This window comes from Streptomyces sp. NBC_00016 (assembly GCF_045040885.1).
Taxonomy (GTDB): Bacteria; Actinomycetota; Actinomycetes; order Streptomycetales; family Streptomycetaceae; genus Streptomyces; species Streptomyces coriariae.
In genome coordinates, this window is the sequence record NZ_CP108304.1 from 8,115,747 (window position 1) to 8,132,682 (window position 16,936).

Genomic DNA, 16,936 nt, shown 5'->3' on the forward strand with positions numbered 1-16,936 from the left:
TCGTCACCGGGTCACCCGGCTGCCTCACCTGCACCCACGAAATCTCCATGACCTGCATGTTTCCGTGCCTCGGGGCCTCTGGCCCGATCGGGCGAGGGCCCGTTGTCAGTGCCGTCGATTACTGTGAGTGAGCATTGATCGACTGTGCACACAGGGGGAAACATGGCACACACCGACCACCGGACCATGCGACGCGTCCTGCGCCGTGAGATCGCCGGCACCATCGGCCTGCTCACCGACGAACACGACTTCCGTGCCATGCGGCGCTACCGCACCTTCGCGTTCGACGATCACGCCGTCTACCTCCAACAGGTCGAAGACCTTCTGAAGACACGCGCCATGCAAGGCACCCACACCACCGTGGCCCTCTTCGACCCCCAGGAATACGCCGAGTACTGCACCGGCAGGGGACTCGACCCCGACATCCCCGCTCACCGCACCCGCTTCACGGCCGAGCTCGCGACCACGGGCCCCACCATCGCCTACGAGGGCCAGCCCCTCGCCGATCTCCTGCCCGCCCTCGTCGACGAAGCCGTACGCCAGGCGACCTGGGAGTACGCGGCCACTCTGCTCGCCCGCCTCGGCGCCTGCGCCACCTGCGGCGAGGACATCGGCCGCGCCGCCTTCACCCGCGCATCGGACCTCGTCGGCCGCATCCTCGACACGGCGCCACCCGGCAACCGCCACCTCGTGTGCAGCGTGACCGGCACACCCGAGACCCTGGTCGCCGTCCTGCACGCGGACGAGGAGGCCGAGGGCGCCACCCGACTCGACGAGGCCGAAGCGCTCGAGTTCACCACCGTCCTCGCCCTGGGCCTCGCCACCCAGAGCCCTGGCGGCCTGGTCATGCGCACCACCGCCCCCGACACCTCCGACCGGATCTACGGCTGGCGGCTGCGCGGCGACGGCCTCGAACCCCTGACCGCAGGCGAGGTCTTCGACGCCTACTGCACCGACGTGGAGTCCGGCGACCTCATCTCACCCGAGTCCAACGTGGACTACTGCTTCCCGCCGGAGCTCGGCCCGGAGGAAAAGACACCGGGCCACAGCCACTGACCGCAAGGGAAGAACCAGGACGCTCACACGCAGCAGGGGCGCTCCACCCGAAGGCGGAGCGCCCCTGCTCACCGGCCGATCGCCGACCGGAACCGACTACTCGCCGGAGAGCACGGCCTGCGCCGCGCTGCGCGCTTCCTCGGCGCTGTCCGCCGCACGCGCGGCAGCCGCGGCACGCTCACACTGCGCCAGCGTGTACTTCGCCAGCGCGGTCCGGACGTAAGGAATCGACGCCGCCCCCATGGAAAGAGAGGTGACGCCCAGACCCGTCAGCACACATGCGAGCAGCGGATCGGACGCGGCCTCGCCACAGACACCGCAGCTCTTGCCCTCCGCCCGTGCCGCCTCGGCGGACAGTGCCACGAGGTCCAGCAGCGCGGGCTGCCACGGGTCCTGCAGCCGGGACACCGCACCCACCTGCCGGTCGGCGGCGAAGGTGTACTGCGCGAGGTCGTTCGTACCCAGCGACAGGAACTCGACCTCCTGCAGGATCGAACGAGCCCGCAGAGCGGCCGACGGGATCTCCACCATCGCGCCGAACTTCGCCCGCAGCCCCGCCTCACGACAGGCGTCCGCGAACGCCTTCGCGTCGGCACGGTCCGCCACCATCGGCGCCATGACCTCGAGGTAGACAGGCAGCCCCTCGGCGGCCTTCGCCAACGCGGTCAGCTGGGTCCGCAGGACGTCGGGGTGGTCCAGCAGGGTCCGAAGCCCGCGCACGCCCAGAGCCGGGTTGGGCTCGTCGGCCGGAGTGAGGAAGTCCAGCGGCTTGTCGGCGCCCGCATCCAGTACCCGCACGACGACTCGTCCCTCGGGGAACGCCTCGAGCACCTGTCGGTAGGCCTGGACCTGCTTCTCCTCGGACGGCGCGCTCTTGCTGTCGTCGAGGAAGAGGAACTCGGTACGGAAGAGCCCCACTCCCTCAGCGCCGGCCTCCACGGCAGCCGGCACGTCGGCAGGGCCTCCGACGTTCGCCAGCAGCGGCACCTTGTGACCGTCGGCGGTGGCACCCGGGCCGGTCGAGGCGGACAGTGCCGCCCTGCGCTCGGCGGCCGCGGCCTCGAGCTGGGCCTTCTTCTCGTCGCTGGGGTTCACGAAGACGTCGCCGGTGCTGCCGTCCACGGCGATCACCGTTCCCTCGGCGATTTCACCGGCACCCGGCAGAGCCACCACGGCAGGCACACCGAGTGCCCGCGCCAGGATGGCGCTGTGACTCGTCGGCCCGCCTTCCTCGGTGACGAAACCGAGCACGAGAGTCGGGTCCAGCAGCGCGGTGTCGGCGGGCGCCAGGTCCCGGGCCACCAGCACGTAGGGCTCGTCACTGTCCGGGACACCGGGCATCGGGACGCCCAGCAGACGGGCGACGATACGATTCCGCACATCGTCGAGGTCGGCCACACGACCGGCGAGGTACTCGCCGGCTCCCGCCAGCAGCTCCCGGTAGGCGGCGAACGCGTCGTACACGGCACGCTCGGCCGTGCTTCCGACGGCGATACGCCGGTCCACGTCGACCATCAGCTCGGGATCCTGCGCCATCATGGCCTGCGCCTCGAGCACCGCCTGGGCTTCGCCCCCCGCCAGATTGCCGCGCGCCATCAGATCGGCTGCCACAGCCTCCACGGCCTTGCGGGCGCGCCCCTGTTCGCGCTCCGCATCCTCCGCCGGGATCTGCTTGGCGGGCGGTTCGAGCACCGCCGTTCCCATGTGCCGAACCTCGCCGATCGCCACACCGTGACTCACGCCGACGCCTCGCAGCGTTGTCTCCATCTCACCCGTCTCCGATAGTGCGGCGGGTCCCGCCGCCGCGGTGGTTGTCCTGTGCCGTCGGTATGACGGCGTCAGTACTACTGCCAGGAAAAGAGAGCGTCGCCGGCTTTGACATCGCCGTCTTCACGGAGTTCGCCGAGCGCGTCGGCCGTGGCCTCCAGCGCGACGACCGGGCACACCGGGGACTTGCCGGCCTCCTCGACCGCGGCCGGGTTCCATCGCACGATGCTCTGCCCGCGCGTCACGGTGTCGCCCTTGTTCACCAGGAGCTCGAAGCCCTCGCCGTTGAGCTGCACGGTGTCGATGCCGAGATGGGTGAGTACCCCATGTCCCTCGGAGTCGACGACGACGAAGGCGTGCGGGTGGAGGGAGACGATGACTCCGTCCACGGGTGCGACGGCCTCGGAAGGCTCACGCACCGGGTCGATCGCCGTGCCCGGGCCGACCATGGCCCCGGAGAAGACCGGGTCCGGCACGGCCGCCAGCCCGATGGCGCGTCCTACTAGAGGGGACGTCACGGTGGTCATGGGAAGCCTCCCAGGGGTGGAGATGTATATGGGCCGTCACTGCTTGTCCAGGTCGGCGCACTGTGCAGCAGGGTATGTCATATGAAGTACCGGTTCCGCACGAGAGCACCCGATCCGTGGTCTAGACCACTAGCGTAGTCGATTTGCAGCGTCTCCGCGGCCCCGTGTACAGTCGTACTCCTGCTTGAGGGTGAGTGACGCGATCAAGCGCGCTTATCGAGCAGCACCCAACTTGTCAGATCCTATCTCTGGATCATCTTCCGCATGTCTGCGGAACGGTGGTCAGGGGGCCGGAAAAACCCTGATAGAGTCGGAAACGCAAGGCCGAAGGGAAGCGCCCGGAGGAAAGCCTGAGAGAGTCTCTCGGGTGAGTACAAAGGAAGCGTCCGTTCCTTGAGAACTCAACAGCGTGCCAAAAATCAACGCCAGATATGTTGATACCCCGTCCCCGGCAGTGATAGCCGAGGATGAGGTTCCTTTGAAACAAAACACAGCGAGGACGCTGTGAACGGCCGGGCTTATTCCGCCTGGCTGTTCCGCTCTCGTGGTGTCGACCGGATAACCGGTAAACATTCACGGAGAGTTTGATCCTGGCTCAGGACGAACGCTGGCGGCGTGCTTAACACATGCAAGTCGAACGATGAACCACTTCGGTGGGGATTAGTGGCGAACGGGTGAGTAACACGTGGGCAATCTGCCCTTCACTCTGGGACAAGCCCTGGAAACGGGGTCTAATACCGGATAATACTTCCACTCGCATGGGTGGAGGTTAAAAGCTCCGGCGGTGAAGGATGAGCCCGCGGCCTATCAGCTTGTTGGTGAGGTAATGGCTCACCAAGGCGACGACGGGTAGCCGGCCTGAGAGGGCGACCGGCCACACTGGGACTGAGACACGGCCCAGACTCCTACGGGAGGCAGCAGTGGGGAATATTGCACAATGGGCGAAAGCCTGATGCAGCGACGCCGCGTGAGGGATGACGGCCTTCGGGTTGTAAACCTCTTTCAGCAGGGAAGAAGCGAAAGTGACGGTACCTGCAGAAGAAGCGCCGGCTAACTACGTGCCAGCAGCCGCGGTAATACGTAGGGCGCAAGCGTTGTCCGGAATTATTGGGCGTAAAGAGCTCGTAGGCGGTCTGTCACGTCGGATGTGAAAGCCCGGGGCTTAACCCCGGGTCTGCATTCGATACGGGCAGACTAGAGTGTGGTAGGGGAGATCGGAATTCCTGGTGTAGCGGTGAAATGCGCAGATATCAGGAGGAACACCGGTGGCGAAGGCGGATCTCTGGGCCATTACTGACGCTGAGGAGCGAAAGCGTGGGGAGCGAACAGGATTAGATACCCTGGTAGTCCACGCCGTAAACGGTGGGAACTAGGTGTTGGCGACATTCCACGTCGTCGGTGCCGCAGCTAACGCATTAAGTTCCCCGCCTGGGGAGTACGGCCGCAAGGCTAAAACTCAAAGGAATTGACGGGGGCCCGCACAAGCAGCGGAGCATGTGGCTTAATTCGACGCAACGCGAAGAACCTTACCAAGGCTTGACATACACCGGAAACGTCTGGAGACAGGCGCCCCCTTGTGGTCGGTGTACAGGTGGTGCATGGCTGTCGTCAGCTCGTGTCGTGAGATGTTGGGTTAAGTCCCGCAACGAGCGCAACCCTTGTTCTGTGTTGCCAGCATGCCCTTCGGGGTGATGGGGACTCACAGGAGACTGCCGGGGTCAACTCGGAGGAAGGTGGGGACGACGTCAAGTCATCATGCCCCTTATGTCTTGGGCTGCACACGTGCTACAATGGCCGGTACAAAGAGCTGCGAAACCGTGAGGTGGAGCGAATCTCAAAAAGCCGGTCTCAGTTCGGATTGGGGTCTGCAACTCGACCCCATGAAGTCGGAGTTGCTAGTAATCGCAGATCAGCATTGCTGCGGTGAATACGTTCCCGGGCCTTGTACACACCGCCCGTCACGTCACGAAAGTCGGTAACACCCGAAGCCGGTGGCCCAACCCCTTGTGGGAGGGAGCTGTCGAAGGTGGGACTGGCGATTGGGACGAAGTCGTAACAAGGTAGCCGTACCGGAAGGTGCGGCTGGATCACCTCCTTTCTAAGGAGCACTTCTTACCGATCCCTTCGGGGTGAGGTCAGAGGCCAGTACATCGGCGTACGTCCGATGCTGGTTGCTCATGGGTGGAACGTTGATTATTCGGTCCGGTTCACGGGTCGGAGGCTGCAAGTACTGTCCGTAAGGGCGTGGAAAGCATCATCTCCGGACGCGACCGGGTCGGGCACGCTGTTGGGTATCTGAGGGTGCGAGCGTTTGCTCGTCCTTCTGATGCCGGCCCCAGTGCACTCGAAACCGTTAAGGGTTCGGGGTGATGGGTGGCTGGTCGTTGTTTGAGAACTGCACAGTGGACGCGAGCATCTGTGGCCAAGTTTTTAAGGGCGCACGGTGGATGCCTTGGCACCAGGAACCGATGAAGGACGTGGGAGGCCACGATAGTCCCCGGGGAGTCGTCAACCAGGCTTTGATCCGGGGGTTTCCGAATGGGGAAACCCGGCAGTCGTCATGGGCTGTCACCCGCTGCTGAACACATAGGCAGTGTGGAGGGAACGCGGGGAAGTGAAACATCTCAGTACCCGCAGGAAGAGAAAACAACCGTGATTCCGGGAGTAGTGGCGAGCGAAACCGGATGAGGCCAAACCGTATACGTGTGAGACCCGGCAGGGGTTGCGTGTACGGGGTTGTGGGATCTCTCTTTCACAGTCTGCCGGCTGTGAGACGAGTCAGAAACCGTTGATGTAGGCGAAGGACATGCGAAAGGTCCGGCGTAGAGGGTAAGACCCCCGTAGTCGAAACGTCAACGGCTCGTTTGAGAGACACCCAAGTAGCACGGGGCCCGAGAAATCCCGTGTGAATCTGGCGGGACCACCCGCTAAGCCTAAATATTCCCTGGTGACCGATAGCGGATAGTACCGTGAGGGAATGGTGAAAAGTACCGCGGGAGCGGAGTGAAATAGTACCTGAAACCGTGTGCCTACAAGCCGTGGGAGCGTCGCGCATTGAGTTTACTCGATGCGTCGTGACTGCGTGCCTTTTGAAGAATGAGCCTGCGAGTTTGCGGTGTGTTGCGAGGTTAACCCGAGTGGGGAAGCCGTAGCGAAAGCGAGTCCGAATAGGGCGTTTCAGTAGCACGCTCAAGACCCGAAGCGGAGTGATCTAGCCATGGGCAGGTTGAAGCGGAGGTAAGACTTCGTGGAGGACCGAACCCACCAGGGTTGAAAACCTGGGGGATGACCTGTGGTTAGGGGTGAAAGGCCAATCAAACTCCGTGATAGCTGGTTCTCCCCGAAATGCATTTAGGTGCAGCGTCGTGTGTTTCTTGCCGGAGGTAGAGCACTGGATAGGCGATGGGCCCTACCGGGTTACTGACCTTAGCCAAACTCCGAATGCCGGTAAGTGAGAGCGCGGCAGTGAGACTGTGGGGGATAAGCTCCATGGTCGAGAGGGAAACAGCCCAGAGCATCGACTAAGGCCCCTAAGCGTACGCTAAGTGGGAAAGGATGTGGAGTCGCACAGACAACCAGGAGGTTGGCTTAGAAGCAGCCACCCTTGAAAGAGTGCGTAATAGCTCACTGGTCTAGTGATTCCGCGCCGACAATGTAGCGGGGCTCAAGCGTACCGCCGAAGTCGTGTCATTCATACAATAGGGCCAACGCCTGTATGGATGGGTAGGGGAGCGTCGTGTGCCGGGTGAAGCAGCCGCGGAAGCGAGTTGTGGACGGTTCACGAGTGAGAATGCAGGCATGAGTAGCGATACACACGTGAGAAACGTGTGCGCCGATTGACTAAGGGTTCCTGGGTCAAGCTGATCTGCCCAGGGTAAGTCGGGACCTAAGGCGAGGCCGACAGGCGTAGTCGATGGATAACCGGTTGATATTCCGGTACCCGCTGTGAAGCGTCAAACATTGAACCAGGCGATGCTAAGTCCGTGAAGCCGTTCCGGACCCTTCGGGGAAAGGAAAGTGGTGGAGCCGACGAACCAGACTTGCAGTAGGTGAGTGATGGGGTGACGCAGGAAGGTAGTCCATCCCGGGCGGTGGTTGTCCCGGGGTAAGGGTGTAGGACGAACGGTAGGCAAATCCGCCGTTCACATAGTCTGAGACCTGATGCCGAGCCGATTGTGGCGAAGTGGATGATCCTATGCTGTCGAGAAAAGCCTCTAGCGAGTTTCATGGCGGCCCGTACCCTAAACCGACTCAGGTGGTCAGGTAGAGAATACCGAGGCGTTCGGGTGAACTATGGTTAAGGAACTCGGCAAAATGCCCCCGTAACTTCGGGAGAAGGGGGCCACGTCTGGTGAGAGCACTTGCTGCTCGAGCTGGGGGTGGCCGCAGAGACCAGCGAGAAGCGACTGTTTACTAAAAACACAGGTCCGTGCGAAGCCGTAAGGCGATGTATACGGACTGACGCCTGCCCGGTGCTGGAACGTTAAGGGGACCGGTTAGTCACTCTTCGGGGTGGCGAAGCTGAGAACTTAAGCGCCAGTAAACGGCGGTGGTAACTATAACCATCCTAAGGTAGCGAAATTCCTTGTCGGGTAAGTTCCGACCTGCACGAATGGCGTAACGACTTCTCGACTGTCTCAACCATAGGCCCGGTGAAATTGCACTACGAGTAAAGATGCTCGTTTCGCGCAGCAGGACGGAAAGACCCCGGGACCTTTACTACAGTTTGATATTGGTGTTCGGTTCGGCTTGTGTAGGATAGGTGGGAGACTTTGAAACGTGGACGCCAGTTCACGGTGAGTCGCCGTTGAAATACCACTCTGGTCGTGCTGGATGTCTAACCTGGGTCCGTGATCCGGATCAGGGACAGTGTCTGATGGGTAGTTTAACTGGGGCGGTTGCCTCCTAAAGAGTAACGGAGGCGCCCAAAGGTTCCCTCAGCCTGGTTGGCAATCAGGTGTTGAGTGTAAGTGCACAAGGGAGCTTGACTGTGAGACCGACGGGTCGAGCAGGGACGAAAGTCGGGACTAGTGATCCGGCGGTGGCTTGTGGAAGCGCCGTCGCTCAACGGATAAAAGGTACCCCGGGGATAACAGGCTGATCTTCCCCAAGAGTCCATATCGACGGGATGGTTTGGCACCTCGATGTCGGCTCGTCGCATCCTGGGGCTGGAGTCGGTCCCAAGGGTTGGGCTGTTCGCCCATTAAAGCGGTACGCGAGCTGGGTTTAGAACGTCGTGAGACAGTTCGGTCCCTATCCGCTGCGCGCGCAGGAATATTGAGAAGGGCTGTCCCTAGTACGAGAGGACCGGGACGGACGAACCTCTGGTGTGCCAGTTGTTCTGCCAAGGGCATGGCTGGTTGGCTACGTTCGGGAGGGATAACCGCTGAAAGCATCTAAGCGGGAAGCCTGCTTCGAGATGAGTATTCCCACCCCCTTGAGGGGTTAAGGCTCCCAGTAGACGACTGGGTTGATAGGCCGGATGTGGAAGCCCAGTAATGGGTGAAGCTGACTGGTACTAATAGGCCGAGGGCTTGTCCTCAGTTGCTCGCGTCCACTGTGTTGGTTCTGAAACCACGAACGGCCCCATGCCATGGTCACGGCATGGTGCGGCTGGACAGTTTCATAGTGTTTCGGTGGTCATAGCGTGAGGGAAACGCCCGGTTACATTCCGAACCCGGAAGCTAAGCCTTACAGCGCCGATGGTACTGCAGGGGGGACCCTGTGGGAGAGTAGGACACCGCCGAACTCCTTTTAGAGCTCTGGCTCTTGGGCATACAGCCCGAGGGCCAGAGCTTTTTTGCGTTGGGGTAAGGTCAGGGGGAATCGTTGGCTCATTTCCTACTGGAGGCCCCCGGGTGGAGGTCCAGGAGACCCGTGTCCAGACAGACCGGGTCCTCACCATCCCGAACATCCTCAGCATGGCGCGTCTGGTCGGCGTACCCGTGTTCCTGTGGCTGATCCTCCGGCCCGAGTTCGGAGGCCCGCAGAGCGACGGCTGGGCTCTCCTCGTGCTGGCTTTCAGCGGGATCACCGACTATCTGGACGGCAAGCTCGCTCGGCGCTGGAACCAGATCAGCAGCCTCGGCCGGCTCCTCGACCCTGCTGCGGACCGGCTCTACATTCTCTCAACTCTGGTCGGTCTCACCTGGCGGGAGATTCTGCCTGTCTGGTTGACCGCTGTACTTCTGGCCCGGGAGCTGCTTCTGCTGGTGATGGTCGGCATCCTCAGGCGGCACGGCTATCCGCCGCCGCAGGTGAACTTCCTGGGGAAGGCGGCCACCTTCAACCTGATGTACGCCTTCCCGCTGCTTCTGCTCAGTGACGGAAGTGGCTGGCTGGCGTCACTCGCTGCCATTTTCGGATGGGCGTTCGCCGTTTGGGGTACAACGCTCTATTGGTGGGCAGGAGTCCTCTACGTGGTACAGGTCCGCCGCCTGGTTCGTGCGGACGCCGTGGCCGACTGACCTCGCCGATTGGCAGCTGCGCAGTGGCTCGATGGCCCGCGGACGAAAAGTGCGGGACAATCTGGACGGGTGAAGTCGGCTAGACAGTCGTCTCTATAGGAGGACGCTTCCGACATGAAGGCCGTCGTGATGGCCGGAGGCGAAGGCACACGCCTTCGCCCTATGACCTCGAGCATGCCCAAGCCGCTCCTGCCGGTGGCCAACCGGCCGATCATGGAGCATGTCCTGAGGCTGCTCAAAAGGCATGGGCTCAACGAGACCGTCGTAACTGTTCAGTTCCTGGCGTCGCTGGTCAAGAACTACTTCGGTGACGGCGAAGAGCTCGGAATGGAGCTCAGCTATGCCAACGAGGAGAAGCCACTCGGTACCGCCGGAAGCGTCAAGAACGCAGAGGAGGCGCTGAAGGACGACGCCTTCGTCGTCATCTCCGGCGATGCCCTCACTGACTTCGACCTCACCGAGTTGATCGCCTTCCACAAGGAAAAGGGCGCACTGGTCACGGTCTGTCTGACGCGTGTGCCCAATCCGCTGGAATTCGGTATCACCATCGTCGACGAAGAGGGCAAGGTCGAGCGTTTCCTCGAGAAGCCGACCTGGGGCCAGGTTTTCTCGGACACGGTGAACACGGGCATCTACGTCATGGAGCCGGAGGTTTTCGACTACGTCGAGGCCGACGTGCCCGTCGACTGGTCCGGGGACGTCTTCCCGCAGCTGATGAAGGAGGGCAAGCCGGTCTACGGCTTCATCGCCGAGGGCTACTGGGAAGATGTGGGCACGCACGAGAGCTACGTGAAGGCCCAGGCCGACGTGCTCGAAGGCAAGGTCGACGTCGAGATCGACGGGTTCGAGATCTCGCCCGGCGTGTGGGTGGCCGAAGGTGCCGAGGTGCATCCCGATGCCGTCCTTCGCGGCCCCCTCTACATCGGGGACTACGCGAAGGTCGAGGCCGGCGCCGAAATCCGCGAACACTCCGTCATCGGATCCAACGTCGTCGTGAAGAGCGGGGCCTTCCTGCACAAGGCCGTGGTGCACGACAACGTGTACGTCGGTGAGCACAGCAATCTCCGCGGCTGTGTCGTCGGGAAGAACACCGACATCATGCGGGCGGCCCGGATCGAGGACGGCGCTGTCATCGGTGACGAATGCCTGATCGGTGAAGAATCGATCGTGCAGGGCAATGTGCGGGTCTATCCCTTCAAGACCATCGAAGCCGGCGCGTTCGTCAACACGTCGGTGATCTGGGAGTCCCGTGGGCAGGCGCACCTGTTCGGTGCCCGTGGGGTGTCCGGGATCCTGAACGTCGAGATCACGCCCGAACTGGCCGTGCGTCTCGCGGGGGCCTACGCCACGACGCTCAAGAAGGGGTCCACGGTCACCACGGCCCGGGACCACTCGCGTGGTGCCCGTGCGCTGAAGCGGGCGGTCATCTCCGCGCTTCAGGCCAGTGCCATCGACGTACGGGACCTGGAGAACGTCCCGCTGCCCGTGGCGCGGCAGCAGACGGCGCGGGGGAGTGCCGGCGGGATCATGATCCGGACCTCGCCCGGGGTGCCGGACTCCGTCGACATCATGTTCTTCGACGGACAGGGCGCGGATCTGTCTCAGGGCAGTCAGCGCAAGCTGGACCGGGTGTTCGCGCGGCAGGAGTACCGGCGGGCGTTCCCGGGAGAGATCGGCGACCTGCATTTCCCGGCCAGCGTCTTCGACTCGTACACCGGGTCGTTGCTGCGGAACGTGGATACGACAGGGATTGCCGAGTCCGGGCTCAAGGTCGTGGTGGACGCCTCGAACGGCAGCGCCGGGCTGGTGTTGCCGAGTCTCCTGGGGAAGCTCGGCGTGGACTCGCTGACCGTCAATCCCGGTCTGAACGAGGCCAGGCCCACGGAGACGGGCGACCAGCGGCGCTCCGGGCTCGTCCGGCTCGGAGAGATCGTGGCTTCGTCGCGGGCCGCGTTCGGTGTGCGGTTCGACCCTGTGGGTGAGCGGCTCTCCCTCGTCGACGAGAAGGGCCGGATCATCGAGGACGACCGGGCGCTGCTCGTGCTGCTGGACCTGGTGGCCGCCGAGCGGCGCAGCGGGCGGGTCGCCCTGCCGGTGACCACGACGCGGATCGCCGAGCAGGTGGCGGCGTATCACGGGACGCAGGTCGAGTGGACGACGACCTCGCCGGACGACCTCACCCGGGTCGGGCGGGACGAGACGGCCATCTTCGGCGGGGACGGCAAGGGCGGCTTCATCGTCCCGGAGTTCAGCAGCGTCTTCGACGGTACGGCGGCCTTCGTGCGGTTGATCGGGCTGGTGGCGCGGACGCAGCTCACGCTCAGCCAGATCGACGCGCGGATTCCGCGGGCGCACGTCCTGAAGCGGGATCTGGCGACCCCGTGGGCGGTCAAGGGCCTCGTGATGCGGCGGGTCGTGGAGGTGGCCGGAGACCGCTTCGTGGACACCACCGACGGTGTCCGGGTGGTGGAGACGGACGGGCGCTGGGTGATGGTGCTGCCGGACCCGGCCGAGGCCGTCACCCACCTGTGGGCGGAGGGGCCGGACGACGCGTCGGCGCAGGCCCTGCTCGACGAGTGGTCGGCGGTCGTGGACAGCGCGGGCCGCTGATCCACGCGCACGCGCGCGTGCCGGACAAGTGTCCCCAAGGGGGCCTGTCCGGCACGCCGGTGGGGCCATTCGGAGGTACTGGGCGCGACGTGCGACGATGTGCGGCATGCCGCAGCAGCCCCCCGTTCGGAGCACACCCGCGCGTGTGCCGCGCCCGGACGCGTCCATGTCGCTGCTCACCAACGTCATGGACCACAGCCTCGACGACGGTTATGCCGAGGCCGCCGCCCGTAAGCAGGCCGAGGGCGTCGGTGGGCTGCCCAGGACGGTTCGCGCGAAGCTGGGTCTCGCCGTGGGCCTGGTGCTCGCGGCTCTCGTCGTCACCGTCGGTGCGGCGCAGGCGCGGGTCGCGGCGCCGGTCGTCGCGAAGGAACGCGAGGAGCTCATCGACCGTATCGATCGTGAGACCGATGCGGCCGACGAGCTCGAAAGCGCCGTCGACAAGCTGCGAGACGATGTGAGCGGTCGGCAGCAGGAGGCGCTCAAGCAGAGCGGCGGCAGTGACCAGGCGGATCTGGTGGGCATCCTGTCGGGCGCCGTCGAGGTGCACGGGCCGGGCGTCAAGCTGGTCGTGGACGACGCCAAGGAAGCCACCACGGGCGGCGACGGCAACCCGCGTGAGACCTCCGGCTTCTCCGACACCGGGCGGGTCCGGGACCGTGACATGCAGCGCGTGGTCAACGGACTGTGGGCGTCGGGTGCCGAGGCCGTCTCCATCAACGGACAACGGCTGACCGCGCTCTCGGCGATCAGGGCCGCGGGTGAAGCGATACTGGTCGACAACAAACCGCTGGTCCCGCCGTACACGGTGCTGGCGGTGGGGGACGGGAAGAGCCTCAGCACCAGGTTCCAGAACAGTGCCGACGGGCTGTATCTGAACGCCTTGCAGGAGAACTACGGCATCCGGACGGCCATCTCCGTGGCGGACGACCTCCGGCTGCCCGCCGCACCGAGTGTGATCGTACGTACAGCGCAGCCGAGAACTGAGAAGGGCACATCGTGATCGCCGTACTGGGCCTCGTCGTGGGAGTCGTGGCCGGCCTGTTGGTCCAGCCCGAGGTTCCGGCGGCCGTCGTGCCTTATCTGCCGATCGCCGTGGTGGCGGCGCTGGACGCCGTGTTCGGCGGGCTTCGGGCCATGCTCGACGGCATCTTCGACGACAAGGTGTTCGTGGTGTCCTTCCTGTCGAACGTGGTGGTGGCCGCGCTGATCGTCTTCCTGGGGGACGAGTTGGGCGTCGGATCGCAGCTGTCCACCGGGGTCGTGGTCGTCCTCGGTATCCGGATCTTCTCCAACGCCGCGGCGATCCGTCGGCACGTCTTCCGGGCGTGAGGTCGATGAGCAACCAGGACGAGACGCCCGAGTACAGGCTCCGCAAGGAGTTGCCCGACGAGGTCCCGGTGACTGCGTCCGCGGACGGAGTGGCCGAGCAGCCGGCCGAGCCCGCGCTGACCGGTCGGCAGCGGCTGGTGCAGGGACTCTGGCCGCCGCGGGTGTCCAGGGCCCAACTCATCGTCGCCCTGCTGCTGTTCGGCCTGGGCTTCGGCCTGGCCGTGCAGGTCGCCTCCAACAGCGACAGCGGAAACGCGCTGCGCGGTGCGCGTCAGGAAGATCTCGTACGCATCCTCGATGAACTCGATGACCGCAGTCAGCGTCTTGAGGACGAGAAGCAAGGTCTCGAGAAGCAGCAGCAGGAGCTGGAGAACAGCTCCGACCAGGCCGAGGAGGCCCGGAAGCAGACGGTCGAGAAGGAGAAGCAACTCGGCATTCTGGCGGGCACGGTCGCTGCGCAGGGGCCGGGCATCACGATGACCATCGAGGACACGAAGGGGACGGTCCAGGCGGACATGTTGCTCGACGCGATCCAGGAGCTGCGCGCGGCCGGGGCCGAGGCGATCCAGGTGAACGGAGTGCGGGTCGTCGCCGGCACCTTTCTGGAGGATTCGGGCAAGAGCGTGAGCGTCGACGGGAACAAGATCAACACGCCCTTTCGTTTCAAGGTCATCGGCAACCCGCAGGACCTCGAGCCGGCGCTGAACATCCCTGGAGGCGTGGTGCAGACTCTTGAGAAGGAGCAGGCCACCGTGACTGTCGAGCGGTCGGACAAGATCGTCGTGGACGCCTTGCGAGCGGCGAAGCAGCCTGACTACGCTCGGTCGTCGGGCCAGTGAACCGGGGGTGCATGGCGGCCGTCCGGCAGGGGCATGAGGTTGCGGGGGGTCGACGCACCGATCGGGTGGTGCGTGGTGGAAACTGTCTGGTGGGCACGGACGTTGTGAAGGTGTCCGGGTCGACCGGTGTATTCAGTCAGGGTTCGTCCTGCCCCACGGGCGGGTCTGTTTCGGTCAAGGGGAATCGCCCGTGAAGTTGTTTGCGAAGTTGTTCGGCAAGAGCGCGCGAGAGGGTAGCGACAACGCGACCGCTCGCCATCGCGCACAGCCTGACGCAGAGGGTCAGCGGCCGCTTTTCAGGGACCAGGTGGCTGGTCAGGGCGGCGACGTTTCCGGCGGCCAGGGCGCGGCGTCTGTTGACCCTGCGCAGTCCGGCGGCATAGGTTTCGGCCAACCGTCAACCTCAAGTACGGGTGGAGGGTTTTCCCCTATGTCGGCCCTGGTGTGTACGAGGTGCGGTAACCGCAACGCGGAGAACAGCCGCTTCTGCTCCAACTGCGGCGCGCCGCTGCGCCCCGGGCTGACGCCCGAGCGTGCGTCGGAGACGACCTCCACCATCTCCATCTCCGGTCTCGAGGCCTACGACGCCGAGGTCACCGGTCAGACGCAGTTGCCCGCGCTCTCGCCCGAGGCGCAGGCCGCGGTCGACGCGCTGCCGCTGGGTTCCGCCCTGCTGGTCGTGCGGCGCGGCCCGAACTCGGGCAGCCGTTTCCTTCTGGACGGCGACCTGACGACGGCCGGGCGTCACCCGCAGAGCGACATCTTCCTGGACGACGTGACGGTCTCGCGTCGCCACGTGGAGTTCCGGCGCAACCCGGACGGCACGTTCAAGGTCGCGGACGTCGGCAGTCTGAACGGCACGTACGTCAACCGGGAGCGGATCGACGAGGTCCCTCTGTCGAACGGTGACGAGGTGCAGATCGGCAAGTACCGGCTGGTCTTCTACGCGAGCCAGCGGGGCTACTGACCGGCCCCCGGGCACCGTCCGGGGGGACTCCCCAGGGAAGGTCCATGCTTCAAACACCGAGGGGCGGTGCCGGACACGGCACCGCCGCCGCGGACGGTGGTCCGATGAGCATCGGCACCGTGCTGAACGCGCTGCGCGACGAGTTTCCCGAAGTCACCATCTCCAAGATCCGTTTTCTGGAGTCGGAAGGGCTGATCGAGCCGCAACGGACCCCTTCGGGGTACCGGAAGTTCAGTGTGCAGGACGTCGAGCGCCTCGGCCACGTCCTGAGGATGCAGCGGGACCACTATCTGCCGCTCAAGGTCATCCGTGAGCACCTGGACGCCGTGGAGCGCGGTGAGGCCGCGCCGCTGCCGACCGTGGGCCGGCAGCGGGACGGCGAGGTCGTTCTGGAGGCGTCGGAGGGGCCGACCGTCGCCAGGATCGGCCGGTCCGAGCTGCTGGCGACCGCGGGGATCGGTGAGCGGGAGCTCGAGGAGTGGGAGTCGTACGGTCTCGTCGCGCCGTTGGAGGACGGGGTCTACGACGCCGAGGCGGCCACGGTGGCAGCGCTCGTCGCCGAGCTGGGCAGATTCGGGATCGAGCCCCGGCATCTGCGGGTGATGAAGGCCGCGGCCGACCGTGAGGCCGGGCTCGTGGACCAGGTGGTGGCCCCGCTCAAGCGCCACCGCAATCCGCAGACCAGGGCCCACGCGCAGGCCCGTACGAAGGAAATCGCGGGGCTCACGGTGCGGCTGCACGCGGCGTTGGTGCAGACGGCACTCGGGGTGCGACTGCCCTGAGCGGGCGGTTTCGCCCTGGGCGGATCGGTCACCCGTTCCCGGCCCGACTACCCAAACGTCCCGGGCACGGCCTAGGGTTGCTGTGTGAACGAGCTCGATGTCGTAGGTGTCCGGGTCGAGATGCCCTCCAACCAACCGATCGTGCTGCTGCGTGAAGTGGGAGGCGACCGTTACCTTCCCATCTGGATCGGACCGGGCGAGGCGACGGCGATCGCCTTCGCCCAGCAGGGCATGGCTCCCGCGCGACCGCTGACCCACGACCTGTTCAAGGACGTGCTGGAGGCCGTCGGCCAGGAGCTCACCGAGGTGCGCATCACGGACCTGCGGGAGGGCGTCTTCTACGCGGAGCTGGTCTTCGCCAGCGGGGTCGAGGTGAGCGCGCGTCCGTCGGACGCCATAGCGCTGGCGTTGCGCACGGGGACACCGATCTACGGCAGTGACACCGTCCTCGACGACGCGGGGATCGCCATCCCTGACGAGCAGGAGGACGAGGTGGAGAAGTTCCGCGAGTTCCTCGACCAGATCTCGCCCGAGGACTTCGGCACCAGCAACCAGTAGCCGGCACATGCGCGGAACGCGGGCGTCCTGC

General features: G+C 64.7%; 11 protein-coding genes and 3 rRNA genes. 12 read left to right on the plus strand and 2 right to left on the minus strand.

Annotated elements, in window-relative coordinates; translation table 11 throughout:
* The first annotated feature begins 162 nt into the window (after window positions 1-162).
* Window positions 163-1,056: a hypothetical protein gene (locus tag OG933_RS35955; protein ID WP_405631049.1), complete on the plus strand. Its 894-nt coding sequence runs from the start codon at window positions 163-165 to the stop codon at window positions 1,054-1,056.
* Between the two features lie 96 nt (window positions 1,057-1,152).
* Here the strand turns inward: OG933_RS35955 and ptsP are convergent, their stop codons facing one another.
* A complete protein-coding gene (gene ptsP, locus OG933_RS35960) occupies window positions 1,153-2,823 on the minus strand; it encodes a phosphoenolpyruvate--protein phosphotransferase (protein ID WP_405631051.1) in 1,671 nt (556 codons plus the stop codon).
* 77 nt (window positions 2,824-2,900) lie between these two features.
* Complete coding sequence (locus OG933_RS35965; protein ID WP_057606810.1) at window positions 2,901-3,350, minus strand: PTS glucose transporter subunit IIA; 450 nt, start codon at window positions 3,348-3,350, stop codon at window positions 2,901-2,903.
* 572 nt (window positions 3,351-3,922) lie between these two features.
* Here OG933_RS35965 and OG933_RS35970 point away from each other — a divergent pair.
* The 11 genes from OG933_RS35970 (at window position 3,923) to OG933_RS36020 (ending at window position 16,905) form a co-directional block, all read left to right on the plus strand.
* Window positions 3,923-5,448 (plus strand): 16S ribosomal RNA (locus OG933_RS35970).
* Between the two features lie 322 nt (window positions 5,449-5,770).
* Window positions 5,771-8,892: ribosomal RNA gene (locus OG933_RS35975) — 23S ribosomal RNA — on the plus strand.
* 90 nt (window positions 8,893-8,982) lie between these two features.
* Window positions 8,983-9,099, plus strand: a 5S ribosomal RNA gene (gene rrf / locus OG933_RS35980).
* Together the 16S, 23S and 5S rRNA genes form the textbook arrangement of a ribosomal RNA operon.
* A 109-nt stretch (window positions 9,100-9,208) precedes the next feature.
* A complete protein-coding gene (locus OG933_RS35985; RefSeq protein WP_362529339.1) occupies window positions 9,209-9,817 on the plus strand; it encodes a CDP-alcohol phosphatidyltransferase family protein in 609 nt (202 codons plus the stop codon).
* Between the two features lie 114 nt (window positions 9,818-9,931).
* Window positions 9,932-12,427 (plus strand): mannose-1-phosphate guanyltransferase, encoded by a 2,496-nt coding sequence (locus OG933_RS35990; RefSeq protein ID WP_054240337.1) that lies wholly within the window; start codon window positions 9,932-9,934, stop codon window positions 12,425-12,427.
* Window positions 12,428-12,593: 166 nt separating this feature from the next.
* Complete coding sequence (locus tag OG933_RS35995) at window positions 12,594-13,430, plus strand: DUF881 domain-containing protein (RefSeq protein ID WP_362529362.1); 837 nt, start codon at window positions 12,594-12,596, stop codon at window positions 13,428-13,430.
* Window positions 13,427-13,759 carry a small basic family protein gene (locus OG933_RS36000; protein WP_020133151.1) on the plus strand — a complete coding sequence of 111 codons (333 nt, stop codon included), beginning with the start codon at window positions 13,427-13,429 and terminating at the stop codon, window positions 13,757-13,759. The genes OG933_RS35995 and OG933_RS36000 overlap by 4 nt, the downstream gene beginning before the upstream one ends.
* Window positions 13,760-13,764: 5 nt before the next feature.
* Window positions 13,765-14,598: a DUF881 domain-containing protein gene (locus tag OG933_RS36005; protein ID WP_405631055.1), complete on the plus strand. Its 834-nt coding sequence runs from the start codon at window positions 13,765-13,767 to the stop codon at window positions 14,596-14,598.
* Between the two features lie 82 nt (window positions 14,599-14,680).
* Window positions 14,681-15,565 (plus strand): FHA domain-containing protein, encoded by an 885-nt coding sequence (locus OG933_RS36010; RefSeq protein WP_314219659.1) that lies wholly within the window; start codon window positions 14,681-14,683, stop codon window positions 15,563-15,565.
* A gap of 44 nt (window positions 15,566-15,609) precedes the next feature.
* On the plus strand, window positions 15,610-16,347 hold the full coding sequence (locus OG933_RS36015; protein ID WP_405631057.1) for a MerR family transcriptional regulator: 738 nt from the start codon (window positions 15,610-15,612) through the stop codon (window positions 16,345-16,347).
* A gap of 84 nt (window positions 16,348-16,431) precedes the next feature.
* Entirely contained in the window at window positions 16,432-16,905 is a 474-nt protein-coding gene (locus OG933_RS36020; RefSeq protein ID WP_004934251.1) for a bifunctional nuclease family protein, read from the plus strand.
* The last annotated feature ends 31 nt before the right edge of the window (window positions 16,906-16,936 follow it).